This is a genomic window from Streptomyces sp. NPDC030245 (assembly GCF_055572995.1).
In genome coordinates this window covers 251565-274355 of the sequence record NZ_JBVICF010000009.1, presented here as the reverse complement: position 1 = coordinate 274355, position 22791 = coordinate 251565, and the positions used below count along the sequence as shown (strand labels likewise).

The window sequence follows — 22791 nt, the reverse complement described above, 5'->3', positions numbered from 1 at the left end:
CTGTGCCGTGTCACTGCGTGTCGTGGCAGTGCGCAAGGGGCCGAGGAGTTCGGCCGGTCCACCGTAGCGCGCGCGGGCAGGCGGAGTTGACCCGATGGCCGGGGCCGACGGTCAGGAACCGGCGCCGGTGCGGCCCCAGTCCGGGCCGGCCTTCTCCCACGCCCGGTCCAGCCGCGCGTGCCGCCCCCGCACGATGCGCCAGAGGATCAGCCTGCGGGCGCCCTCGACGATCCCGACGCTCGCCGTGGCGGCGCCGAATCCGGCGAGCACCGCGTGCGTCGTCGCGGTCGCGCCGTCCAGCGGGCGGCCGACGACCCGGCCCTGCTCGTCGGTCCACAGCCAGAAACGGTCACCGGGGCTCGGGGTCTTGAGGGCGGACAGGACGACGCCTTGCCGGTCGGTGTGGTCCGGCGCCCGCCAGCGCGCCAGGACACGGCTGTGCGCGTCGCGCGCCGAAGAGGTCTCGGGATCGGGGTCGACCGGGGGCGACTCGACCTTGCGCAGGACGGTGCCGGTGACGGCGTGCCGCTCCGCGCGCTGTTGGCGCGCCGAGGCGAGGAGGGCGTCCCGCGCCAGATCCGTGGTGCACACGCCGACGACCGGGACGGCGACGACGATCGCCACCAGTGCGACCAGGGCCAGCCAGGCCTCGGCGAGATCGGTGCCGCGGCACAGCGGATTGTGCCGCCACCGCCAGAGGCCCACGATTGCCCGCACTGCCCCGCACCCCCTTCCACGTCCGTCTCAACGTGCATGCCCCGGCGGCGGGTTCCCCACCCGGGCGCGGGCATGCGGATGCCGCCGCCGGGCCCGTGGCCCGACGGCGGCTTCTCGCAGAGCGCGCCCCCGCGCCGTGGGTCAGTACCCGCGGTAGGGGCGGTTGTACGGATCCTCGTACGCCGCGGGAGCGGGGCGGGGCGCCGCCGGGCGCATCGCCTCGTATCCCGTACCGGGCGCCGGTCGCTGGGGCTGGGCGCCCGGGTAGCCGCGCGGGGCCGCGGCCTGCTGCGGGATGTACGGCGCCGGGGCTTGTTGCAGCGGTGCGGGCTGCTGGGCCTGCGGGTAGCCGTACCCCTGGTGGGGATGGGAAGGGGCGGCCGGGAGCGCGGGCAGCGCGGCCGGCAGGGCGGGCAGGTGGTTACCCGTGTCGTACGCGGAAGGGACCCGGATCGGGGCGATCTGAGGGGTGCCCCGCTCTGCGACGAGGGAGTCGTAGATCGGGGTGTCCGGGAAGGACGGCGCGGAGTAGTAACCGCCGCCATAGGTGGAGCGGGGGGAGGTCATGCTCCATAAGTTAAGCCCTTGATGTGCTGGTTGGGGAGACCGATAAGAGGGTTGTTTTACGTGTCGCTAGTGGTCGTGGACCCCCCAATGCGAGCGAACTTGGGAAAATCGGTCGCCGAGCGGCGTACGGATCGTGTAAAGGCCGAGCTCCTGGCGGGTTACCGGGGGTCGGCCGGGAAGGCCGCGCGGCGCCGTCGTGGGTCTCTCAGCGGCCCGGGTAATAAGTTGGCCGTGAACGGAAACGGCGGCCCTGCCGGACGGCGACTTGCGATGGGGGCGGACATGACAATGCCTAAAGGATCGAATGTTCCCGTACCGGCACCCGCGGTACGGATCGAATTGGGGTGGGGTTCCGGAGCCGGAGTGCCGGACGCCGACGCGTCCGCGCTTCTGCTGTCGCCTTCCGGAAAGGTGCGCTCGGACGCGGACTTCGTCTTTTACAACCAGCCGGAGCATTCCTCCGGAGCGGTGCGGCACGAGGGCAAGCAGCGGTCCGGTGCCGGTGTCGTCGATGTGCTGACGGTCGACCTCGCGCGCGTGGAGCCCGGCGTCGAGACGGTGGTGCTCGCCGTGTCCGCCGACGGCGGCACGTTCGGCCAGGTGCCCGGCCTGTACATCCGCGTCCTGGACGCGGCGGGCGGTGCCGAACTCGCCCGCTACGACAGCACCGACGCGACCGTGGAGACCGCCTTCGTCCTCGGCGAGCTCTACCGGCGCCAGGGCGCGTGGAAGTTCCGCGCCGTCGGCCAGGGGTACGGCAGCGGGCTCGAAGGCCTCGCGACGGATTACGGCATCTCGGTGGACGAGCCCCAGCAGGCGGCACCCGCGCCTCCCGCTCCCGTGGCCTCTCCGACCCCGGCACCCTCTCCCGCGCCCGCACCTTCTCCGGCTGCCGCCCCACCCGTGCGCCTGACCAAGGTCACCCTGACGAAGGACGCGCCGTCCGTCTCCCTGACCAAGCAGGGCGGCACCTCGGGCGGCATGCGCGTGAACCTCAACTGGGAGGTGCGCAAGCAGTTCAAGGGGTGGGGCGCCAAGCTGGGCAGGGCCGTCGCCATGCACGCCGACCTCGACCTCGACCTCTGCGCCCTCTACGAACTCGCCGACGGTCGCAAGGGCGTCGTCCAGGCCCTCGGCAACGCCTTCGGAGCGCTGCACCAGCCCCCGTACATCCTGCTCGACGGCGACGACCGCACCGGCGCCGTCGCCACCGGCGAGAACCTCACCATCAACCTCGACCACATCAACGACTTCCGGCGCATCGTCATCTTCGTGACCATCTACCAAGGCGCCCGCAGCTTCGCCGACCTCAACGCCACGGTCACCCTCCAGCCGCAGCACGGAGCACCGATCGACTTCTCGCTCGACGAGTGCACGGTCGCCTCCAACGTGTGCGCGCTGGCCCTGCTCACCAACAACGGCGGCGACCTCGTCGTCCAGCGGGAGGCCCGCTACCTCGTGCCGGAGCGCGGCGTGAGCCCGCAGCGCACCATGGACCAGACCTACGGGTGGGGCATGAACTGGACGCCCGGCAGGAAGTAGCCGCTCAGGACTGCTCGGGCGAGGGCTCCGGAGCGGTGGCGTCCGGGCGTGCGTACGTACGCCCCTTCCATGCGGCGCCACGTCCCCTGTAGTGCTGCACCGCCGAATCCACCGTCATCAGGAGGTAGAGGAAAGCGGTGCCGGGCAGCAGGAGCGCGAGGGCCGGCGGCTGCCGGTAGTAGCGCAGCATCGGCAGATACGTCGCCGTCATCACCAGCCAGGCGAGACCGCCGGCCGCGGCCGCCGCCGCGCTCCCCGCGGCGAGACCCGCGAACAGCGCCACCGGCGGGACGAGATACACCACGGCGAGACCCGCGACCGTCCCGACGAGCAGCAGGGGGCTGTGCCGCAGCTGCGCGTACGCGCTGCGCGACACCATCCGCCACAGGTCGCCGAGGCGCGGATACGGGCGCACGCTGTCGACGCGCGTCGCGAGACCCAGCCAGATGTGACCGCCGGCGCGCTTCACCGCCCGCGCGAGCGCCACGTCGTCGATCACTGCCTGCCGGATGGTGTCGGGGATCCGGGCGCGCTCGGCTGCGTCCGTGCGCAACAGGACGCAGCCGCCCGCCGCGGCGGCCGTCCGCGAGCCCTTCCGGGCGATCCACCGGAACGGGTAGAGCTGCGCGAAGAAGTAGACGAACGCCGGGACCACCAGGCGCTCCCAGCCGCTCTCCACCCGCAGTCTGGCCATCTGGGAGACGAGGTCGAAGCGCCCGTGGTCCGCCGCGGCCACCAGCCGGCGCAGGCTGTCCGGTTCGTGGGCGATGTCCGCGTCGGTGAGCAGCAGGTACTCGGGGCCACACGCGCGTGCCAGGCCGATGCCGTGGCGTACCGCCCAGAGCTTGCCCGTCCAGCCCGGGGGCGGCTCGCCGGGGGAGTCGACCGTCAGCGGCAGGCCGCCGTGCCGCTCGGCCAGCGCGCGGGCCAGCTCCCCCGTGCCGTCCGAACTGCCGTCGTCGACGAGGAAGACCTCGGCCCGCCCCGGATAGTCCTGCGCGAGGAGCGAGGGCAGGCTCCGCGGCAGCACCGCGGCCTCGTCGCGGGCGGGGACGACGACACAGACCGACGGCCACCGCGCGGGGTCCCGGCGCGGTGGCAGACGCACGTCCGTACGCCAGAAGAAGCCCTGCCCCAACAGCAGCCACAGCCACGCGGCAAGCGATCCGGCGGCGATCCACGCAACGGCGCTCATCCGACGAAGTCTGCCCCACGGGAAGGGGCCTGTGGGGCCCATCGACTATGGTGACCGGGTGAAGATCGCGCTCATGGACTCCGGCATCGGACTGCTCGCCGCGGCGGCCGCGGTGCGCCGCCTGCGACCCGACGCCGATCTCGTGCTCTCCTCGGACCCGGACGGAATGCCCTGGGGACCCCGTACCGCGGAGGACCTCACCGGGCGGGCCGTCGCCGTCGCCGAGGCCGCCGCCGCACACCGGCCGGACGCCCTCATCGTGGCCTGCAACACCGCGTCCGTGCACGCGCTGCCCACCCTGCGCGCCCGCCTGGAGCCCGCGATCCCGGTGATCGGGACCGTGCCGGCGATCAAGCCCGCGGCCGCGGGGGGCGGACCCGTCGCCATCTGGGCCACGCCCGCCACCACCGGCAGCCCCTACCAGCGCGGCCTCATCGAGGAGTTCGCGCGCGGCGTCGACGTCACCGAGGTGCCCTGCCCCGGCCTGGCCGACGCCGTGCAGTACGCGGACGAGCAGGCCATCGACGAGACGATCGCCGCCGCCGCGGCCCTCACCCCGCGCGATGTAAGGGCCGTCGTCCTGGGCTGCACCCATTACGAGCTGGTCGCCGAGCGTATTCGGGCCGCCGTCCAGCAGCCGGGTCTGCCGCCCCTGGTCCTGCACGGTTCGGCCGGTGCGGTGGCCGCCCAGGCGCTGCGCAGGATCGGCGCCCGCCCCGGCACCGACCCCGCCGCCACCGGTCCCGCGGCGGCCGCCCCCGGCCTCACCGTCCTGCTCAGCGGCCGCGAGGAGCAGCTGCCGCGGACAGCGCTCACCTACGCGGAGGGGCGCATGCTCGCGGAGACCAGCCCGGCGCTCTGACGGGGCCGCCCTCGTGAGCGGTCGGTGACGTTCCGCTACGCGGTGGCTTCACCGCGGAATCTGAGTAGGCTCGATGGCATGAAGGACCCAGCCCCTGACGAGCACGGCGAGCACGACGAGCGGGCCGCATCCGACAACCCGCACGAGGTCTGGACCGGCCGCGCCACCAACCGTGCCCAGTGGCTGCTGGCCTGTGCGGGCGCCGCCTGCCTGGCGCTCGGCATCGGGCTCGCGGTCGGCTCCGTCTGGACCTCGGGCATCGCACCCCTGGTCATGTCCGTCGTGGGCTGCATCGCGGTCGGCCTTCTGATGCTCTTCGGGACCCTCGCCTTCGTCCATGTGGCCGTGAAGGTCGACAAGGACTTCCTTGAGGTGCGCTGCGGTCACCTGGGGCTGCCGCGCCGCCTCATCCCGCTCTCCCATGTCGTCGGCGCGGAGTTCGCGCCCGCCGTGACGCCCCGGCAGTGGGGCGGCTGGGGATACCGCTGGCGGCCCGAGAAGGGCACCGCCGTCGTGGTCAGGCGCGGCGAGGGCCTGGTGCTCAGTCTGGGCGACGGCCACAAGTTCACGGTGACGGTGGACGACGCGGAGTCCGCGGTGCGCGCCATCAGGGCCCGGCTGCGCCTCATGGGGAAAGCGGGCTGACCGGACGGCCGGCTTCCGGCACCTCCTCGTGCAGGGGCCTGGCCGTCGCGATGCCCGCGAGGAGCCCCGCCCCGGTCGTCACCGTCGTCACGCTCAGCGCGTTGCCCACCGCCGCCACGGCCGTCAGCGCCGTCAGGGCCGCGCCCGCCGAGAGCACGACCTGCGTGGAGCCGGGCGAGCGCCACAGCGCGTACAGGAGCCAGCAGAACACCGCCGCCAGCAGCCCCACCCCGACGAAACCCTGCTCCGACGCCTGTTGCAGCGGCGCCGAATGCGGCTTCCCGTCCGCCGGGAGATACTCGGCGGCCACCGGGCTGGCCTCGCCGAACCGGCCGGGGCCCACCCCCATGGCGGGCTCCCGCTCCGCGAGGACCAGCGCGTCCTGCCACAGCAGCACCCGGTGCCGGCCGAGGCCGCTCTCGACGGGCGCCGTCAGACCACCCGGCAGTGCGTCGTCGGCCACCGCCAGCGATACGCCGGTGATCAGCAGCGCCGCGCCCGCGAGCCCGGCGAGGCCGACCGTCCTGCCGCGCAGCCGGGCCGCCGCCAGCGAACAGAGCAGCACCACGACGGAGCCCGCACAGCCGGCCGGTGAGCCGAGCGCCGCCGCGGCACCGGCGATCCCCACGGCGAGCAGCCGCAGCACGAGGCGCGCCACCGGAGTCCGCGCCGCCCACGCCGCACAGCACGCCGCACCGGCCGAGAGGATCAGCAGGGCGGCCGTGGCACCGGTGTGGCCCAGGGGAGAGGACGGACCGAGCGTGAGACGCGGCGCCGCCACGGCGAGGCCGAGCCCCGCGAGCGCGCCCGCGCAGGGCGCGGCGACCGGCAGCAGCGCCCCGCAGATCCGCCCGCCCGCGTAGCCCGCGGCCACGGCGAGGACCGCGAGGAGCACGCCCTCCGGGCTTCCGCCGTGCACACCCGCGGTGATCAGCGTCCAGGCGGCGCACGCCCCGAGCAGCGCGCCGCCCGTCGCGTCGGACGCGGCAGGGCGCTCCCGCGCCGCCGCCGGACCGATCGGCATGGCTGTCCCCGTTGACCCCACCCCGTCGCCCCCCGGTGTATGACGGGCCCCCGCCGACACGGGCCGCGTCCGCCGTGACGCGAACGGGCCGGAGGCAGGGGACTCGGCCACACGCTAACGGCTGCCGCCGCGGTACGGGACCGGTCGTGCGGGAACGATACGGCTGAGGGTGTCGCGCGAGGCCTTGTCGCCCCGGCCGACCGAGCTGTCGGCGCCCAGGTGACGCGAACCGGCCAGCGGCAAAAGGACTCGGCCACACGCTGACGGCTGCCGTCGCGGTACGGGACCGGTCGTGCGGGAACGATACGGCTGAGGGTGTCGCGCGAGGCCTTGTCGCGCCGGTCGACCGAGCTGTCGGCGCCCAGGTGACGCGCCGTACACTCCCCGGGTGACCGCCACCACCACTCCCGTCGACGAGCCGGAGCAGCTCGATCCGCAGACCCCGCGGGCCCACCGGGCCGTCCGCGTCCTGCGCCGGCTCGTGCCCGCCGCCGTGGCGGCCCTCTCCGGAGTGCTGCTCTACGTCAGCTTCCCGCCCCGCACCCTGTGGTGGCTGGCGCTCCCGGCCTTCGCGGCCCTCGCCTGGTGCCTGCGCGGCCGGACCTGGAAGGCGGGCCTCGGCCTCGGCTACCTCTTCGGCCTCGGCTTCCTGCTGCCGCTCCTCGTGTGGACCGGCGTCGAGGTCGGCCCCGGCCCGTGGCTGGCGCTCGCGGCGGTGGAGGCGGTCTTCGTCGCCCTCGTCGGCGCGGGCATCGCGGCCGTCTCGCGGCTGCCCGGCTACCCGCTCTGGGCGGCCGCCCTGTGGATCGCCGGGGAAGCGGCACGCGCGCGTGTGCCGTTCAACGGATTCCCCTGGGGGAAGATCGCCTTCGGCCAGGCGGACGGCGTCTTCCTGCCGCTCGCCGCGCTCGGCGGCACCCCTGTGCTCGGGTTCGCGGTCGTCCTGTGCGGGTTCGGGCTGTACGAGGTCGTGCGCCAGGTCACCGACGTACGCGACACCCGTGTCGTGCGCCGGGGCGCGGCGGCCGTCGCGGCGCTCAGCGTGCTCGTCCCCGTGGTCGGCGCCCTCGGGGCGCGGGCGCTCGTCAGCGACGAGGCGGAGGACGGCACCGCGACCGTCGCCGCGATCCAGGGCAACGTCCCGCGCGCGGGGCTCGACTTCAACGCGCAGCGCCGCGCCGTCCTCGACCACCACGTGCGCGAGACCGAACGCCTCGCCGCAGAGGTGCGGGCCGGCAAGGTGAAGCGCCCCGACCTCGTCCTGTGGCCGGAGAACTCCTCCGACATCGACCCGTTCACCAACCCCGACGCGCGCCTCGCGATCGAGGGCGCGGTCAAGGCCATCGGGGCGCCCGTCTCCGTCGGCGGCGTCGTCGAGAAGAAGGACGGCAGGCTCTACAACGAGCAGATCCTCTGGGACCCGCGGAAGGGCCCCACGGACACCTACGACAAGCGGCAGATCCAGCCCTTCGGCGAGTACATCCCGCTGCGCTCGCTCATCAGCGCCTTCAGCAGCGACGTCGACAAGGTGCGCCAGGACTTCAGCCGCGGCTCGGAGCCCGGAGTCTTCACCATGGCCGGTACGAAGGTGGGCATCGCGACCTGCTACGAGGCGGCGTTCGACTGGGCGGTGCGCGACACCGTCACCCACGGCGCGCAGCTCATCTCGGTGCCCAGCAACAACGCCACCTTCGACCGCAGCGAGATGACCTACCAGCAGCTCGCGATGTCCCGGATCCGCGCGGTCGAGCACAGCCGGGCCGTCACGGTGCCGGTGACCAGCGGCGTCAGCGCGGTCATCATGCCGGACGGCGAGGTGCGGTCGAAGACCACGTGGTACACCGCCGACTCGCTCGTCGAGGAGGTGCCGCTGCGCTCCTCGCGGACCCCCGCCACCCGCCTCGGCGTGCTGCCCGAGGCCGTTCTGGTGCTGGTCGCCGCGGGCGGCCTCGCCTGGGCCGTGACCAGGGCGGCGCGGACCCGGCGCACCGGCACGGAGTCAACTGTCGGCCGGCCGGGGGCGGCCGTGCCGCGCCGATAGGGTTCGGACCATGGCTACTCCTGATTTCATCCACACCATCCGGGCCGCCGCCGGTCAGCAGCTGCTCTGGCTCCCGGGGGTCACCGCCGTCGTCTTCGACGACGAGGGCCGGGTGCTGCTCGGGCGGCGCTCCGACAACGGCAGGTGGTCGGTGATCGGCGGCATCCCCGACCCGGGGGAGCAGCCCGCCGAGTGCGCGGTCCGCGAGGTGTACGAGGAGACGGCCGTGCACTGCGTGCCGGAGCGGGTGGTCCTGGTGCAGGCACTCCAGCCGGTCACCTACGACAACGGCGACACCTGCCAGTACATGGACATCACCCTGCGCTGCCGTGCCGTCGGCGGCGAGGCGCGCGTCAACGACGACGAGTCGCTGGAGGTGGGGTGGTTCGACGTGGACGCGCTGCCCCCGCTGAACGAGTTCGCGCTGTCCCGGATCAAGCATGCGATGTCCGACGGCCCCACCTGGTTCGAGCAGGCTCCGGCGGGCCAGTGACAGCCGCAGCCCCCGGCCGGTGCGGCCCCCGGGCTGCGCCACGAGTGTTGCGGGCCCTCCGTTAGCCTGAGGGCACGATGAACCGTTTGAGCACGTCATGGGGCGCGTACGACCTCACCCGCTTCCCGGAGGACCCCCGCGACCAGCTGCGCGCCTGGTCGGCGGCCGACGCCTATCTGCTGCGGCACCTGGCGGGCGAGGAGGGGGCGGCGCCCGTCGACCTCTCCGGAACCGTGGCCGTCGTCGGTGACCGGTGGGGCGCGCTGACCACCGTGCTCGCGGGCCACGCGCGCGTGCCGGTGCAGATCACCGACTCCTTCCTCGCCCAGCAGGCGACCCGGGCCAACCTGGCGCGGGCGGGCCACCCGCAGGACGCGGCACGGCTCCTGACGACCAGGGACGCGCCGCCCGCCCGCGTCGACGTACTCCTGGTCCGCGTACCGAAGAGCCTCGCGCTCCTGGAGGACCAGCTGCACCGGCTCGCGCCCGCCCTGCACGAGGGCACGGTCGTCGTCGGCACCGGCATGGTCACCGAGATCCACACCTCGACGCTGGAGCTCTTCGAGCGGATCGTCGGCCCGACCAGGACGTCGCTGGCCCGGCAGAAGGCACGCCTCATCTTCAGCACCCCCGACCCGGAGCGCGCGTCCGGCGAGAGCCCGTGGCCCGGCACCTACGTGCTGCCCGCCGACTCCGGCGCCGGCGCGGGCCTGACCGTGGTCAATCACGCGGGCATCTTCTGCGCCGACCGCCTCGACATCGGCACCCGCTTCTTCCTCAAGCACCTGCCGCGCGCCCGCGGCGCCGCCCACGTCGTGGACCTCGGCTGCGGCAACGGCGTGCTCGGCACCGCCGCCTCCGTCGCGGACCCCGACGCCACGGTCACCTTCATCGACGAGTCGTTCCAGGCCGTCGCCTCCGCCGAGGCCACCTTCCGCGCCAACGCCGCCGACGACGCCAAGGCGCACTTCGTGGCCGGTGACGCCCTCACCGCCGTACCGCCGGGGACGGTGGACCTCGTCCTCAACAACCCGCCCTTCCACAGCCACCAGGCGACGACCGACGCGACCGCCCGCCGCATGTTCGGCGGCGCCCGCGCAGCGCTGCGCCCCGGCGGCGAGCTGTGGGTCATCGGCAACCGGCACCTCGGCTACCACGTGCGCCTGCGCAAGCTCTTCGGCAACGCGGACGTCGTGGCGAGCGACCCGAAGTTCGTCCTCCTGCGGGCGGTGAAGGACGGGCGGTGAAGGACGGGCGGTGAGGCGGTCGGTGAGGGGCGAACCGCCGACACCGGGCCCGTTCGGCACACCGGGCCTGTTCGGCACTCCCGCGCGGGCGCGCCTGATGGCAGCGTCATAGGGCGACGGCCGGGCCGAGCCGCGGTCCGGGGCGGCGGAGGGAGACGATCGACCGTGGAACTGCCCCTGATCGTGGGTGTCGACGGTTCACCGGCCGGCCTGCGGGCCCTGGACTGGGCCGTCGACGAGGCCGCCCGGTGGGAGACACCGCTCCACATCGTGCACGCGTCGAGCTGGGAGTGGTACGAGGGGCACGAGCCCTCCTTCGGCATCGGCGGCGAAGCCGTACAGGCCGCGGCGGACCACATCGTCGAGCGGGCGGTGGCGCACGCCCGCCGGCGTACGGCCGCCGTCGAGGTGACCGGCACGGTCCTGCCCGAGGACCCGGCCGCCGCGCTGATCCGCGTGAGCGGCGAGGCCCGGGCGGTCGTCGTCGGCAGCCGGGGCAGGGGACGGCTCGCCGGGCTGCTGCTCGGCTCGGTGAGCCTGGCGGTCGCCGCCCGCGCCACGGCGCCGGTCGTCGTCGTGCGCGACGCCGAAGGCGACGCGCACCCGGGGACCGGGCCGCAGATCACCGTCGGGGTGGGGGAGCCCGCCGGCTCGGCGGCCGTCGTGGCCTTCGCGTGCGAGGCGGCGGAGCGGCGCGGCGCCACCCTGCGCGCCGTGCACGCCTGGCGCTGCCCGGCCCACGAGGCCCCGGCCCGGCCCCGGGCGGCCGGGGTCACCGACCCGCACCAGCGGCGCGCCGAGGAGGAGCTGACCGAAGCCCTGCGCACGCCCCTGCGCGCCCACCCCACCCTCACGGTGCGCCGCGACGTGCCGGAGGGGCAGGCCCGCACCGCGCTGCTCGACGCGGCCCGCGCCTGCGACCTGCTCGTGGTCGGCGCCCACCGCCGCAAGGGCCAGCTCGGCATGCAGCTCGGGCCGGTCAGCCACGCGGTGCTCCACCATGCGGCCTGCCCGGTGGCGGTCGTCCCGCACGGCTGATGTGCTGGACACGGAGCCGGCCGCTCCGCGCGGCTGACGTGCTGGAGACGGAGCCAGCCGTTCCGCACGGCCGACCCGCCGTAGGAAACCGTACGAAAGCGCCGACGACCAGCGTCCCGCACGACTGACCCGCCACTCACGTGGAACCCGATCGGCACGCTGACCTTGCCGTATGCCCCGAATCCAGCGAGGAGGACCTGTGGCACCCGTGGCGAAGGACCACCTGGCGGCGCTCGACGCCCACTGGCGCGCCGCCAACTACCTGGCCGTCGGCCAGATCTATCTGATGAGCAACCCCCTGCTGACCGAGCCGCTGCGGCCCGAGCACATCAAGCCGCGCCTGCTCGGCCACTGGGGCACCTCACCCGGCCTCAACTTCGTGCACACGCACCTCAACCGCGTCATCCAGGAGCGTGATCTGGACGCCCTGTGCGTGTGGGGGCCGGGCCACGGCGGGCCCGCCGTGCTCGCCAACTCCTGGCTCGAGGGCTCGTACAGCGAGATCTATCCCGATGTCTCGCGGGACGCGGAGGGCATGGCGAAGCTGTTCCGCCAGTTCTCGTTCCCCGGTGGTGTGCCGAGCCACGTGGCGCCCGAGACGCCCGGTTCGATCCACGAGGGCGGTGAGCTCGGCTACTCGCTCGCGCACGCCTACGGAGCCGCGCTCGACAACCCGGATCTGCTGGTCGCCTGTGTGATCGGGGACGGCGAGGCCGAGACCGGGCCGCTGGCCGCCTCCTGGCACTGCAACAAGTTCCACGACCCGGCGCACGACGGCGCGGTCCTGCCGATCCTCCACCTCAACGGCTACAAGATCGCCAACCCCACCGTGCTCGCCCGCCTCCCCGAGGCCGAACTCGACGCGCTCCTCAAGGGGTACGGCCACGAGCCGCTGTACGTCGCCGGTGACGAGCCGCGCAAGGTCCACCAGGCGATGGCCAAGGCCATGGACCAGGCGCTCGACCGCATCGCCGCCGTCCAGCGGGCCGCCCGCGGCGGCGGAGGTGTGCAGGGCCGCCCGCGGTGGCCGCTGATCGTGCTGCGCACGCCCAAGGGCTGGACGGGGCCGGAGGCCGTCGACGGGGAGCCCGTCGAGAACACCTGGCGCGCGCACCAAGTGCCGCTGTCCGGGGTCCGCGAGAACCCGGACCACCTGCGGCAGCTGGAGAAGTGGCTGAAGTCCTACCGCCCGCAGGAGCTCTTCGACGCGGACGGCCGCCCCAACGCGCAGGTCCTGGCCTGCGTCCCCAAGGGGGAGCGCAGGCTCGGTGCCACCCCGTACGCCAACGGCGGCCGCCTGACCCGCCGGCTGCCCGTCCCGCCCCTGGAGAAGTTCGCCGTCGCCGTGGAGAAGCCGGGCACGACCCTGCACGAGCCGACCCGGATCACCGGCAAACTGCTCGCGCAGGTCATGGCGGACACCGCGGACCGCCGCGACTTCCGCGTCGTGGGCCCGGACGAGACCGAGTCCAACCGGCTCGGCGCGCTCTACGACGCCACGGGCAAGGCCTGGCAGGCCCGGATCCTCGACACGGACGAGCACCTCGCCCGCGACGGCCGCGTCATGGAAGTCCTCTCCGAGCACCTCTGCCAAGGCTGGCTGGAGGGGTACACCCTCACCGGCCGCCACGGCCTGTTCTCCTGCTACGAAGCGTTCGTCCACATCGTCGACTCGATGGTCAACCAGCACATCAAGTGGCTGAAGACCTCCCGCACCCTGCCCTGGCGCGCCCCCGTGCCGTCCCTGAACTACCTGCTGACCTCGCACGTGTGGCGGCAGGACCACAACGGCTTCTCGCACCAGGACCCCGGCTTCGTCGACCACGTGCTCAACAAGAGCCCCCACGTCGTACGCGTCTACCTCCCGCCGGACGCCAACACCCTGCTCTCCGTGACCGAGCACGTCCTGCACAGCCGGGACTACGTCAACGTCGTCGTCGCGGGCAAGCAGCCCTGCTTCGACTGGCTCTCCCTCGACGACGCCCGCGCCCACTGCGCGCGCGGGGCGGGCGTCTGGGAGTGGGCGGGGACCGACGACGGCTCCCGGGAACCCGACGTCGTGCTCGCCTGCGCGGGTGACGTGCCCACCCAGGAAGTCCTCGCCGCGGCGGCGCTGCTGCGCGAGCACCTGCCCGAGCTGACCGTGCGCGTCGTCAACGTCGTCGACATCGCCCGGCTGATGCCCCGCGAGGAGCACCCGCACGGCATGGCCGACTCCGAGTGCGACGCGCTCTTCACCCGCGACAAGCCGGTGATCTTCGCCTACCACGGCTACCCGTGGCTGATCCACCGCCTCGCCTACCGCCGCACCGGCCACGACCACCTGCACGTGCGCGGCTACACGGAGGCGGGCACGACCACCACGCCGTTCGACATGGTCGTCCGCAACAACCTCGACCGGTACCGCCTCGTCATGGACGTCATCGACCGCGTCCCCGGCCTGGCCGTGCGCGCGACGGCGGTGCGCCAGGCGATGGCCGACGCCCGCACCCGGCACCACGCCTGGATCCGCGAGCACGGCACGGACGTGCCCGAGGTCGCCGACTGGACGTGGCCGTACTGAACGAGCTGTTTCCGCGGGCCCGCACCGTCCTCGCCCCGGGGGCGGTGCACCTGCCCGACTGGCTGGCGCCGGGGGAGCAGTCGCGGCTCCTGGAGGCGTGCCGGGAGTGGGCCATGCCACCCGCCGGGCTGCGCACGGTCAGGACGCCGGGCGGCGGCGCGATGACGGCGCGACAGGTGTGCCTGGGGTGGCACTGGTATCCGTACGGGTACGCGCGCACCGTGGTCGACGGGGACGGCGCCCCCGTGAAGCCGATGCCGCCGTGGCTCGCCGAGCTGGGCCGCCGGGCGGCCGAAGCGGCCGGTCACGCCGTCGAGGAGGCGTACGACATCGCCCTCGTCAACTTCTACGACGCCGACGCGCGGATGGGCATGCACCGCGACAGCGACGAGAAGTCGGGGGCCGCGGTGGTGTCCCTGAGCCTCGGGGACACGGGTGTCTTCCGCTTCGGCAACACCCGGACGCGCACGAAGCCGTACACGGACGTCGAGCTGCGCAGCGGCGACCTGGTGGTGTTCGGCGGGGCCTCGCGGCTCGCGTACCACGGGGTGCCGAGGGTGCTCCCCGGCACCGCGCCGCCCGCGCTGGGGCTGACCGGGCGGCTGAACATCACGCTGCGGGTCAGCGGACTCGGCGGGGACCGGTGAGGGTCACGCCGCCTCCAGGTCGAGGAGCAGCCGCTTGCGCTCCAGGCCGCCCGCGTATCCGGTCAGGGAGCCGTCGGCGCCGATGACGCGGTGGCAGGGGCGGACGACGAGGAGCGGGTTGCGTCCGATGGCGGTGCCGAGGGCGCGGACGGCGGCGCGCGAGAGGCCGAGGCGCTCGGCGAGGCGTCCGTAGGTGGTCGTGGTGCCGTAAGGGACCGCGTCGAGCGCGTCCCAGACCTTGCGCTGGAAAGCGGTGCCCGCCCCGGCGGCGTACTCGATGTCGAAGTGGGTCAGGCTCCCGGCGAAGTACGAGCGCAGCTGCGCGGTGATCACGTCGAAGGCCGCGTCGTCGCGCACCCAGCCGTCCAGGACGACGGCGCCGCCCTTCTGGCCCGGCATGGAGAGCGAGGCCAGCGCGGTGCCGCCCTTGGCGGTGGCCGACGCCTCGCCCACCAGCAGCAGCTCGCCCAGCGGGCTGTCGATCGTCGTGTGGACGGTCATCGGACTCTCCTCAAGCGTTCGGGTGCTGCCTCCAGTCTGGGGGGTGCCCGGCGGCGCGGCTGGCGGGATTCGGACATCGCGTCGACCGCTGCGGTTCCATGCGCCAGGGTTATGCAACTAGTTGCACAACGTCCGCGTCTCGTCTACAACTGTCCTGTAGACACCGCGTACGGAGGGGCCGCATGAGCCGTTACCCGAACCTGCTGAACCCGCTCGACCTGGGCTTCACCACCCTGCCCAACCGGGTCCTCATGGGCTCCATGCACGTGGGCCTCGAAGAGGCCCCGAACGGCTTCGAGCGGATGGCGGAGTTCTACGCGACCCGGGCCCGCGGCGGCGTCGGCCTCATCGTCACCGGCGGCATCGCCCCGAACGAGCTCGGCCGCCCCTGGGACGGCGGCGCCAAGCTCACCACCGAGGCGGAGGCCAAGGAGCACGCGGCGATCACCGCCGCCGTGCACGCCGAGGGCGGGAAGATCGCGATGCAGATCCTCCACTTCGGCCGGTACGCCTACCACGACAAGCTCGTCGCGCCCAGCGCCCTCCAAGCGCCCATCAGCCCCTTCGTGCCCCGCGAGCTCACCGACGACGAGGTCGAGCAGACCGTCGAGGACTCCGTGCGCGCCGCCGAACTCGCCAAGCTCGCCGGCTACGACGGCGTCGAGGTCATGGGCTCCGAGGGCTACCTGATCAACGAGTTCATCGCGGCCCCCACCAACCGGCGCACCGACCGCTGGGGCGGTTCCTACGAGAACCGCATCCGCTTCCCCGTCGAGATCGTCCGCCGCACCCGCGAACGCGTCGGCGCCGACTTCATCATCATCTACCGCCTCTCCATGCTGGACCTCGTCCCCGGCGGCTCGACCCTCGAAGAGGTCGTCCACCTCGCCAAGGAGATCGAGGCCGCGGGCGCCACGATCATCAACACCGGCATCGGCTGGCACGAGGCACGCATCCCCACCATCGCCACGTCCGTGCCGCGCGGCGCGTACAGCTTCGTCACGAAGAAGCTCATGGGCGAGGTCTCCGTGCCGCTCGTGACCGTCAACCGCATCAACACCCCGGAGATCGCCGAGCAGTTGCTCGCCGACGGCGCCGCCGACATGGTGTCGCTGGCCCGCCCGCTCCTCGCCGACCCGGACTTCGTCAACAAGGCGCAGGCCGAGCGGCCCGAGGCCATCAACACCTGCATCGGCTGCAACCAGGCCTGCCTCGACCACACCTTCAACCTCCAGATCACCTCCTGCCTGGTGAACCCGCGCGCCTGCCACGAGACCGAGCTCGTGCTCTCGCCCACCCGCACCAAGAAGCGCATCGCCGTCGTCGGCGCGGGCCCCGCCGGCCTCGCTTTCGCCGTCTCCGCCGCCGAGCGCGGCCACGACGTCACGCTGTACGACGCGGCGGCCGAGATCGGCGGCCAGCTCAACGTCGCCCGCAAGGTCCCCGGCAAGGAGGAGTTCGACGAGACCCTGCGCTACTTCCGCACCCAGCTCGACCTGCGCGGCGTCGACGTCCGGCTGAACACCGTCATCACCGCGGACGTGCTCACGGCACAGGCGTACGACGAAGTGGTCGTCGCCGCCGGCGTCACGCCCCGCGTCCCCGACATCCCCGGCATCGACCACCCCAGCGTCGTCGGCTACCTCGACGTGCTGCGCGACGGCGCACCCGTGGGGGAGCGCGTCGCGATCATCGGCGCGGGCGGCATCGGCTTCGACGTCGCCGAGTTCCTCACCGACGGCGGCGAGAAGGCGAGCCTGGACCCGGCCACGTACTTCCGGCAGTGGGGCGTCGACATGGACTTCCGCGAGCGCGGCGGCCTGACCAAGCCCGAGCGGCCCACGCCGCCGCGCACCGTCCACCTGTTGCAGCGCAAGACGTCCAAGGTCGGCAAGGGCCTCGGCAAGACCACGGGCTGGATCCACCGCACCGAACTGCGCCACCGCGGCGTCGCCATGGTCGCGGGCGCCAGCTACGACCTGATCGACGACGCGGGCCTGCACATCACCGTCGACGGACAGTCGTCCGTGATCCCCGTCGACACGATCGTGCTCTGCTCCGGACAGGAGCCGCGCCGCGACCTGTACGAGGAGCTCGTCGCGGCCGGTGTCGCGGCACACCTCATCGGGGGCGCGGACGTCGCCGCCGAGCTGGACGCCAAGCGCGCCATCAAGCAGGGCACGGAGCTGGCCGCCGCGCTCTGAACCCCGCGCCCGCGCGGCCCCTCCCTAGGATTGCCCCCATGTCACTCCCGCACGCGATCCTCACCGCCCTCCTGGAGAAGCCGTCGTCGGGCCTCGAACTGACCCGCAGGTTCGACAAGTCGATCGGCTACTTCTGGTCGGCCACGCACCAGCAGATCTACCGCGAGCTGGGCAGACTGGAGCGCGAGGGCGCCATCCGGGCGCTGCCGCGGCAGGAGGCGGCACGGGGGCAGAAGAAGGAGTACGAGGTCCTGCCGGCGGGCCGCGCCGAACTGGCCCGCTGGACGGCCGAGAGCCAGGACCCGAAGCCGCTCCGCGACACCCTCCTGCTGCGCCTGCGCGCCGCGGCGGTCGTCGGCGCGGCGGGCGTCGCGGGCGTCCGGGACGACCTGCACCACCATCTCGACCTGCACCGGCGGCAGTTGGCCGAGTACGAGGAGATCGAGCGGCGCGACTTCCCGCCGGAGAAGGACGCCGTCGAGGACCGGCTGCGCCACGCGGTGCTGCGGGCGGGCATCGACCTGGAGACGTTCTGGACGCAGTGGCTCACGCGGACCATCGAGGAGCTCGAAGCGCCGTAGGGCCCCCGGGGCACCGCTACCCCAGCGTCGCCTCGCGGGGGTCCCACTCCGCGGGCAGCGGCTGCGGCGGCACGACCTGGGTGGGCAGGGAGGCGAATCGCGCGTGCTCGGCGGAGTCCGCCATCGCCGTCATCGCCTGAAGGACGTGCAGCGCGAGCGCGCCGGACGCCCGGTGCGCGGTGCCCCGCCGCAGGGCGCGCGCCATGTCGACCACGCCGAGGCCCCGCCCGTCGGTCCGCCCCCGCACGGGCAGTTCACGCCAGTCGTCCGAGCCGTTGGGCAGCAGCTTCAGCGGGCCGGTGAACGTGTTCGGGTCGGGCACCGCGAGGGTGCCCTCGGTCCCGGTGACCTCGAACCGGATGCGGGGCAGCGCGGAGTCGAAGCTGAACGTCGAGGTGGCCCGCACCCCGGAGGCGAACCGGATGAGCGACGACACGTGCGTCGGCACGTCGACGGGAAACACCTGACCCGCCTTCGGCCCCGACCCCACGACGCGCTCAACGCGCGCGCGTGCCGCCGTCGCGGCCACCTGCTCCACACCGCCGAACAGGGCGACGAGCGAGGTCAGATAGTACGGGCCCAGGTCGAAGAGGGGCCCCGCGCCCGGCTGGTAGAAGAACGCCGGATCGGGATGCCACCCCTCGGGCCCGAGGCTCTGCGTCACGGTCGTCGCCGCCACGGGCGCACCGATGTGCCCGGCCGCCACGGCCCGCAGCGCCGACTGGAGGCCCGCGCCGAGGAACGTGTCCGGCGCGTTGCCCACGAGCAGCCCCCGCTCCGACGCCTCGGCGAGCAGCTTCTCCGCCTCACCCGGGGCGAGCGTGATCGGCTTCTCGCCGTAGACGTGCTTCCCGGCGCGCAGGGCGGCCGTCGCCACCTGCGCGTGCGCGGCGGGCACGGTGAGGTTGACGACGAGCTCGACCTCCGGCAGCGCGAGCACCGTCGCGACGTCGCCCGACACGGGTATGCCGTGGGTGACGGCCGCGGCGGCCGCCCGCTCCTCGTCGAGATCGGCGACGGCCACGACCCGGACGTCCGGGAACCGGCTCAACGTACGCAGGTACTCGGCGCTGATGACGCCCGCGCCGACGACGGCGACGCCGACCGGGCCCGAGCCGACGGGTGCGGGAGTCACAGCGCCTCCAGGGTGGTGAGGTAGCCGTAGCTCGCCGCGAGTTCACCGTAGAGGGCTTCCGCGTCGCCCGCGCAGGAGTCGAACTCGACGATCCGCCAGGCGTCCGGTGCGGCGGCGAGGATCTCCGGCATCGGCATGGTGCCGCAGCCGACCGCCACGTTCGGGTCCTCCCTGGTGCCGGGCCCGTCCTTCAGGTGGAGCGCCCGTACCCGGTCGCCGAGGCGGCGCAGGAGGCCGGGGACGTCGGCGCCGCCGACCGCCGCCCAGTAGGTGTCGATCTCCAGGAAGACGTCCGGGTCGAGCAGCCCGGCGAGCACGTCGACGGCGTGCGGGGCCGCCCCGTCGTCGGCCGCCCCGTCGTCGCCGAAGCGGGGCTCGATCTCCCACCAGTGGTTGTGGTAGCCGATGCGTACACCGTGCCGACTCGCAAGCGCAGCAAGGGAGTTGAGGCGGTCGGCCGTGCGCGCGAGCCCGTCGCGGGAGGTGAACTCCTCGGGCGGTATGCCCGCCGGGACGATCGCGACATCCGTACCGAGCGTCCGCACCGCGTCGAGTACGTGCTCCGGCTCCGGGCCGAGCAGCTGCACGGCGTGCGTGCCGGACACGGTGAGCCCGAGGTCGTCGAGGGCGCGGCGCAGCCCCTCCGGGTCGCCGAGGACGTCGTACGCCTCCACCGCCCCGTACCCCAGACCGGCGAGGCGGCGCAGCGTCCCCTCCCGGTCGGCGACGAGCTGGTCGCGCACGGTGTAGAGCTGAACGCTGAGCGGTCGTGGCATGAACGCGCCCTCCCTGTCGGCTGGGAGGGACGGTAAGGCGGTTCGGTGGGCTCGGCAAGGGCGCCTCGGCGCGCGACCGCCGCCCACCCGGAACACGCCGGGTGGGCGGCGGTCGTCGGTGCCGTGCCGTGGCCCCCGGTCAGGGGCGGCCGGCGGCTCCGCGGCGGCGCAGGTACCAGACGCCGCCGCCCGCGGCCGCGGCCACCAGGGCCCCGCCGGTGACGAGCGTGATGGTGCCGCGGTCCTCGGAACCGCCCCCGAGCCCTCCGCGGACGCCCCGCGCGGGCGCGGTCGTCGAGGAGGCCGTCGGCGGGGCGCCGACGGTGACGGTCCGGGGTCCGACCTGCGTGCCGTCCTTGCAGGAGACGAGCACCGTGTAGGAACCGGCGCCGACGTTCCGCCAGGAAGCACTGCCGTTGACCAACGCCGCCTGCCGGCCGCCGGCGAAGCTGGCGTTGGCGGCGCCCATGAGCGAGGCCGTACCGCCGTCGGGACATGCGGCGGTGGTGGCCCGCACCGTGGAACCGGTGGCGGTCACGGTGAGGTCCTCGGCCGCCGACGCCGAAGGAGCACCCAGTATCAGCGGCAGCGCGGCGGCGGCGACGGTCAGGCCGGTACGGACACATATCTGAGTAATACGCATGAGTCTGCCCTCCGGTGACACGGGAGGCGGTACAACCCATGCGCCGCCGAGAGTCGGGGAACACCCGTGCTACCTGACGAAGAGCCAACGTGCCGCGCGCGGCGACCGCATGCGGACGGCCGCCGGGCAGGTGACGGAATCCTTCGTCCGGCGCAGACGCGTCAACGGGGGGCGGGAACGAGGCCGTCCGTGACCAGCCCCTCGTGCACCGCCTGCCCGAGCGTGTGCACCGCGGACTGCGGGCGCACCATCACGGTGAACTCCTTGATCCGCCCCGCCTCGTCGAAGTGCAGCAGGTCGATGCCGTGGATCTCCTTCCCGTTCACGGTGGTGCGGAAGAGAAGCACGTCCGACTCCGCCTCGCCGTCGTCGGAGCTGGTCTGTGCCTCGCCCGAGTACGCACCGACGTACCGGAAGTCCTCGAACGTCCGCAGCAGTACGCCGAAGAGCCCGAGCACCATGGGACGGCCCTCGAAGGGCGTGAACTTCACCGGGCTGTAGAAGCGGACGTCCGGCGTGAACAGCTCCTTGAGCGCGGCGAGATCGCGCTGCTCGACGACGGCACGGAAGCGCGCGGCGGTGGGGTGCGTCATGGTTCCTCCGGAAGTTGCTGTCCACTTGTCCATAGTCACGAATCTGAGTAGTCAGATCCTTGACTATGATGGGGGTGAAAGTCGGCTGGAGGGAAGGGAATCCGGAAGATGGCTCTGCGGCACGCGGTGCTCGCGGCATTGCTGGACGGCGAGTACAGCGGATACCAGCTGGCGAAGGGCTTCGACATCGGCGTGGCCAACTTCTGGCACGCACTGCCCCAGCAGCTCTACGCCGAACTGGCCAAGCTGGAGACGGAGGGCCTGATCGCGGGGCGGGAGGTCGTCCAGGAGGGCCGGCCCAACAAGCGGCTGTTCAAGGTCACCGACGAGGGTCTCGCCGAGATGGAGCGGTTCGCCGAACGGGCCGCGAAGCCGTCCTTCATCCGCGACGACCTGCTGGTCAAGGTGCAGGCCGTCGACGGCGTCGCCGCCGCGCCGGTGATCGAGCAGCTCACGGAGCGGGCGGCGGTCGCCGACGCGAAGATCGAGGTCCTGGAGAAACTCCTCGTACGGCTGCGGGGAGGCACGGACGAGGACGAGTTCCTGCGCACGGGCGAGCGCGTCGGCCCCTATCTGACCTGTCTGCGCGGGCTCGCCTTCGAGCGAGAATCCCGCGACTGGTGCCGGCGCGCGGCGGCGCTGCTGAGCGAGCGGGAGGCCGCCGCGGTGCGCCGACGGGGCTGATGTTCAGGGGTAGTCGGTCGGGACGGGTCGGAGTGGTCGGGGCCGGGGGCTCAGCCGGTGGTGACCGTCCGCTCGGGGGAGTAGCCGCCCCACGTCCCGTCCGGCAGCTTGGGCCGGACCCGAACCCGGTGCCGCTCCCCGGCCTCCCTGCCGATGTAGAAGCTGTGCTCGGCCTTGTCGCGGGGCGCGGTGCCGCCGAAGACGAGCGAGGTGGCGGTGCGGCCGTCCAGCTGGATCTGATACTCCGTCACGGCGCCGCCGGTGCGCGGCGGTGTCCAGGACAGATCGATGTAGTACGCCCCGTCGGCGCGGTGGGTGTCCGCGCGGAAGCCGGTGGGCGCGGTGCCGCGCCCCGAGCCCTTGCCCGCCGCGGTGGTGACGCGGACCGCGGGGCTCGCGGTGGAGAAGTTGTCGGCGGCGTCGCGCGCCTTGACCGTGAAGGTGTAGCCGGTGCCGGGCCGCAAGCCGGTGACCAGGGTGGCGGTCTGGCCCCCGCCGACACTGTGGATCTTCGAGCCGCCCTGGAAGATCTCGTACGAGGCCACCTTCCTGTTGTCCGAGGACTTGCTCCAGGAGAGCATCACCGCCCGGCTGCCCTCGGCCTCGCCGGTCAGGCGCCCGGGCCGGGTCGGCGGTCTGTGGTCGGCGGCGGCAGCGGCGGGCATGGTGACCGTGAGCTCCTTGCTCTCCTCGCTCACATTCCCCTCGGCGTCGCGGGCCCGGACGGTGAAGGTGTAGGTGGCGGACGGCCGCAGACCGACGACGTCCACCATGTGCTCCCGGCCGGGCACCTCCTTGACCTTCTTGGCTCCGCGGTAGACCTCGTACCCGGTGACTTCGGTGTCGTCGGTGGCCTGGTTCCACATGACGTGGGCGGTGGTGGAGCTGCCCGCCTGCACGGTGAGGCCGCGGGGCGCCGCCGGGGGTCTGGTGTCCTTGGTGTCGCCGCCGCCCCACGCGCAGCCGCTCAGCGTGGCCGCGGTCGCGGCCGTCACCGTCAGCAGGGACAGGGCCAGAGGGGTGGAGAGACGGGAGATCCGTCGCACGGTGCTGCCTTCCACTCGACGGCATTGGTCCGGACCTATTTGACAGG

The 22791-nt window shown here is 73.4% G+C and carries 22 protein-coding genes; 12 read left to right on the top strand and 10 right to left on the bottom strand.

Annotated features, from left to right (window positions below):
* Nucleotides 1-111: 111 nt before the first annotated feature.
* Complete coding sequence (locus tag ACZ4Z4_RS24705; protein ID WP_468331116.1) at nucleotides 112-717, bottom strand: Rv1733c family protein; 606 nt, start codon at nucleotides 715-717, stop codon at nucleotides 112-114.
* Nucleotides 718-858: 141 nt separating this feature from the next.
* Complete coding sequence (locus ACZ4Z4_RS24700) at nucleotides 859-1284, bottom strand: DUF6643 family protein (RefSeq protein ID WP_468331113.1); 426 nt, start codon at nucleotides 1282-1284, stop codon at nucleotides 859-861.
* Between the two features lie 282 nt (nucleotides 1285-1566).
* Here ACZ4Z4_RS24700 and ACZ4Z4_RS24695 point away from each other — a divergent pair, with 282 nt between their 5' ends.
* Nucleotides 1567-2826: a TerD family protein gene (locus ACZ4Z4_RS24695; RefSeq protein WP_468331110.1), complete on the top strand. Its 1260-nt coding sequence runs from the start codon at nucleotides 1567-1569 to the stop codon at nucleotides 2824-2826.
* Nucleotides 2827-2830: 4 nt separating this feature from the next.
* Here the strand turns inward: ACZ4Z4_RS24695 and ACZ4Z4_RS24690 are convergent, their stop codons facing one another.
* Nucleotides 2831-4021, bottom strand: coding sequence for a glycosyltransferase (locus tag ACZ4Z4_RS24690; RefSeq protein WP_468331107.1), 1191 nt, complete (start codon nucleotides 4019-4021; stop codon nucleotides 2831-2833).
* 58 nt (nucleotides 4022-4079) lie between these two features.
* Between ACZ4Z4_RS24690 and ACZ4Z4_RS24685 the strand changes: the two genes are divergently transcribed.
* Both ACZ4Z4_RS24685 and ACZ4Z4_RS24680 read left to right on the top strand, forming a co-directional pair.
* Nucleotides 4080-4883, top strand: coding sequence for a glutamate racemase (locus tag ACZ4Z4_RS24685; RefSeq protein ID WP_468331104.1), 804 nt, complete (start codon nucleotides 4080-4082; stop codon nucleotides 4881-4883).
* Nucleotides 4884-4961: 78 nt separating this feature from the next.
* Nucleotides 4962-5528 carry a hypothetical protein gene (locus ACZ4Z4_RS24680; RefSeq protein ID WP_468331101.1) on the top strand — a complete coding sequence of 189 codons (567 nt, stop codon included), beginning with the start codon at nucleotides 4962-4964 and terminating at the stop codon, nucleotides 5526-5528.
* Here the strand turns inward: ACZ4Z4_RS24680 and ACZ4Z4_RS24675 are convergent.
* Nucleotides 5509-6552 carry an O-antigen ligase family protein gene (locus ACZ4Z4_RS24675; RefSeq protein ID WP_468331098.1) on the bottom strand — a complete coding sequence of 348 codons (1044 nt, stop codon included), beginning with the start codon at nucleotides 6550-6552 and terminating at the stop codon, nucleotides 5509-5511. The genes ACZ4Z4_RS24680 and ACZ4Z4_RS24675 overlap by 20 nt on opposite strands.
* Nucleotides 6553-6940: 388 nt before the next feature.
* Between ACZ4Z4_RS24675 and lnt the strand changes: the two genes are divergently transcribed.
* The 6 genes from lnt to ACZ4Z4_RS24645 all read left to right on the top strand — a co-directional run bounded on the left by lnt (nucleotide 6941) and on the right by ACZ4Z4_RS24645 (nucleotide 14581).
* Entirely contained in the window at nucleotides 6941-8593 is a 1653-nt protein-coding gene (gene lnt, locus ACZ4Z4_RS24670; RefSeq protein WP_468331095.1) for an apolipoprotein N-acyltransferase, read from the top strand.
* 10 nt (nucleotides 8594-8603) lie between these two features.
* Nucleotides 8604-9086: an NUDIX hydrolase gene (locus tag ACZ4Z4_RS24665; protein WP_468331092.1), complete on the top strand. Its 483-nt coding sequence runs from the start codon at nucleotides 8604-8606 to the stop codon at nucleotides 9084-9086.
* A 77-nt stretch (nucleotides 9087-9163) separates the two neighbouring features.
* Complete coding sequence (locus tag ACZ4Z4_RS24660; RefSeq protein ID WP_468331087.1) at nucleotides 9164-10333, top strand: methyltransferase; 1170 nt, start codon at nucleotides 9164-9166, stop codon at nucleotides 10331-10333.
* A 165-nt stretch (nucleotides 10334-10498) separates the two neighbouring features.
* Nucleotides 10499-11371 (top strand): universal stress protein, encoded by an 873-nt coding sequence (locus ACZ4Z4_RS24655; RefSeq protein ID WP_468331082.1) that lies wholly within the window; start codon nucleotides 10499-10501, stop codon nucleotides 11369-11371.
* A gap of 172 nt (nucleotides 11372-11543) precedes the next feature.
* Complete coding sequence (locus ACZ4Z4_RS24650; protein WP_468331079.1) at nucleotides 11544-13934, top strand: phosphoketolase family protein; 2391 nt, start codon at nucleotides 11544-11546, stop codon at nucleotides 13932-13934.
* Nucleotides 13922-14581, top strand: coding sequence for an alpha-ketoglutarate-dependent dioxygenase AlkB family protein (locus ACZ4Z4_RS24645; RefSeq protein ID WP_468331076.1), 660 nt, complete (start codon nucleotides 13922-13924; stop codon nucleotides 14579-14581). The genes ACZ4Z4_RS24650 and ACZ4Z4_RS24645 overlap by 13 nt, the downstream gene beginning before the upstream one ends.
* Nucleotides 14582-14584: 3 nt before the next feature.
* On the opposite strand, the gene ACZ4Z4_RS24640 is transcribed toward ACZ4Z4_RS24645, so the two are convergent.
* A complete protein-coding gene (locus tag ACZ4Z4_RS24640; protein ID WP_468331073.1) occupies nucleotides 14585-15082 on the bottom strand; it encodes a methylated-DNA--[protein]-cysteine S-methyltransferase in 498 nt (165 codons plus the stop codon).
* Between the two features lie 182 nt (nucleotides 15083-15264).
* Between ACZ4Z4_RS24640 and ACZ4Z4_RS24635 the strand changes: the two genes are divergently transcribed.
* Nucleotides 15265-17286: an oxidoreductase gene (locus ACZ4Z4_RS24635; protein WP_468331070.1), complete on the top strand. Its 2022-nt coding sequence runs from the start codon at nucleotides 15265-15267 to the stop codon at nucleotides 17284-17286.
* Nucleotides 17287-17324: 38 nt separating this feature from the next.
* A complete protein-coding gene (locus ACZ4Z4_RS24630) occupies nucleotides 17325-17867 on the top strand; it encodes a PadR family transcriptional regulator (RefSeq protein ID WP_468331067.1) in 543 nt (180 codons plus the stop codon).
* A gap of 16 nt (nucleotides 17868-17883) precedes the next feature.
* Here the strand turns inward: ACZ4Z4_RS24630 and ACZ4Z4_RS24625 are convergent, their stop codons facing one another.
* The 4 genes from ACZ4Z4_RS24625 to ACZ4Z4_RS24610 all read right to left on the bottom strand — a co-directional run bounded on the left by ACZ4Z4_RS24625 (nucleotide 17884) and on the right by ACZ4Z4_RS24610 (nucleotide 21014).
* Nucleotides 17884-19002, bottom strand: coding sequence for a Gfo/Idh/MocA family protein (locus tag ACZ4Z4_RS24625; RefSeq protein ID WP_468331064.1), 1119 nt, complete (start codon nucleotides 19000-19002; stop codon nucleotides 17884-17886).
* Nucleotides 18999-19778, bottom strand: coding sequence for a sugar phosphate isomerase/epimerase family protein (locus ACZ4Z4_RS24620; protein WP_468331061.1), 780 nt, complete (start codon nucleotides 19776-19778; stop codon nucleotides 18999-19001). The genes ACZ4Z4_RS24625 and ACZ4Z4_RS24620 overlap by 4 nt, the downstream gene beginning before the upstream one ends.
* Nucleotides 19779-19917: 139 nt before the next feature.
* Entirely contained in the window at nucleotides 19918-20421 is a 504-nt protein-coding gene (locus ACZ4Z4_RS24615) for a hypothetical protein (RefSeq protein WP_468331058.1), read from the bottom strand.
* A gap of 161 nt (nucleotides 20422-20582) precedes the next feature.
* Nucleotides 20583-21014, bottom strand: coding sequence for a nuclear transport factor 2 family protein (locus ACZ4Z4_RS24610; protein WP_468331055.1), 432 nt, complete (start codon nucleotides 21012-21014; stop codon nucleotides 20583-20585).
* Between the two features lie 108 nt (nucleotides 21015-21122).
* Here ACZ4Z4_RS24610 and ACZ4Z4_RS24605 point away from each other — a divergent pair, with 108 nt between their 5' ends.
* Nucleotides 21123-21698 carry a PadR family transcriptional regulator gene (locus ACZ4Z4_RS24605; RefSeq protein WP_468331052.1) on the top strand — a complete coding sequence of 192 codons (576 nt, stop codon included), beginning with the start codon at nucleotides 21123-21125 and terminating at the stop codon, nucleotides 21696-21698.
* Nucleotides 21699-21748: 50 nt separating this feature from the next.
* Here ACZ4Z4_RS24605 and ACZ4Z4_RS24600 read toward each other — a convergent pair whose 3' ends face one another.
* Nucleotides 21749-22735: a fibronectin type III domain-containing protein gene (locus tag ACZ4Z4_RS24600; protein ID WP_468331500.1), complete on the bottom strand. Its 987-nt coding sequence runs from the start codon at nucleotides 22733-22735 to the stop codon at nucleotides 21749-21751.
* Nucleotides 22736-22791: the final 56 nt, after the last annotated feature.

Bases quoted from the DNA above. Each gene is read 5' to 3' on its own strand.
- ACZ4Z4_RS24700 (WP_468331113.1), bottom strand. From the start codon at position 1,284: ATGACCTCCCCCCGCTCCACCTATGGCGGCGGTTACTACTCCGCGCCG.
- ACZ4Z4_RS24695 (WP_468331110.1), top strand. From the start codon at position 1,567: ATGACAATGCCTAAAGGATCGAATGTTCCCGTACCGGCACCCGCGGTA.
- ACZ4Z4_RS24690 (WP_468331107.1), bottom strand. From the start codon at position 4,021: ATGAGCGCCGTTGCGTGGATCGCCGCCGGATCGCTTGCCGCGTGGCTG.
- ACZ4Z4_RS24680 (WP_468331101.1), top strand. From the start codon at position 4,962: ATGAAGGACCCAGCCCCTGACGAGCACGGCGAGCACGACGAGCGGGCC.
- ACZ4Z4_RS24675 (WP_468331098.1), bottom strand. From the start codon at position 6,552: ATGCCGATCGGTCCGGCGGCGGCGCGGGAGCGCCCTGCCGCGTCCGAC.
- ACZ4Z4_RS24665 (WP_468331092.1), top strand. From the start codon at position 8,604: ATGGCTACTCCTGATTTCATCCACACCATCCGGGCCGCCGCCGGTCAG.
- ACZ4Z4_RS24660 (WP_468331087.1), top strand. From the start codon at position 9,164: ATGAACCGTTTGAGCACGTCATGGGGCGCGTACGACCTCACCCGCTTC.
- ACZ4Z4_RS24650 (WP_468331079.1), top strand. From the start codon at position 11,544: ATGCCCCGAATCCAGCGAGGAGGACCTGTGGCACCCGTGGCGAAGGAC.
- ACZ4Z4_RS24640 (WP_468331073.1), bottom strand. From the start codon at position 15,082: ATGACCGTCCACACGACGATCGACAGCCCGCTGGGCGAGCTGCTGCTG.
- ACZ4Z4_RS24635 (WP_468331070.1), top strand. From the start codon at position 15,265: ATGAGCCGTTACCCGAACCTGCTGAACCCGCTCGACCTGGGCTTCACC.
- ACZ4Z4_RS24630 (WP_468331067.1), top strand. From the start codon at position 17,325: ATGTCACTCCCGCACGCGATCCTCACCGCCCTCCTGGAGAAGCCGTCG.
- ACZ4Z4_RS24620 (WP_468331061.1), bottom strand. From the start codon at position 19,778: ATGCCACGACCGCTCAGCGTTCAGCTCTACACCGTGCGCGACCAGCTC.
- ACZ4Z4_RS24615 (WP_468331058.1), bottom strand. From the start codon at position 20,421: ATGCGTATTACTCAGATATGTGTCCGTACCGGCCTGACCGTCGCCGCC.
- ACZ4Z4_RS24610 (WP_468331055.1), bottom strand. From the start codon at position 21,014: ATGACGCACCCCACCGCCGCGCGCTTCCGTGCCGTCGTCGAGCAGCGC.
- ACZ4Z4_RS24605 (WP_468331052.1), top strand. From the start codon at position 21,123: ATGGCTCTGCGGCACGCGGTGCTCGCGGCATTGCTGGACGGCGAGTAC.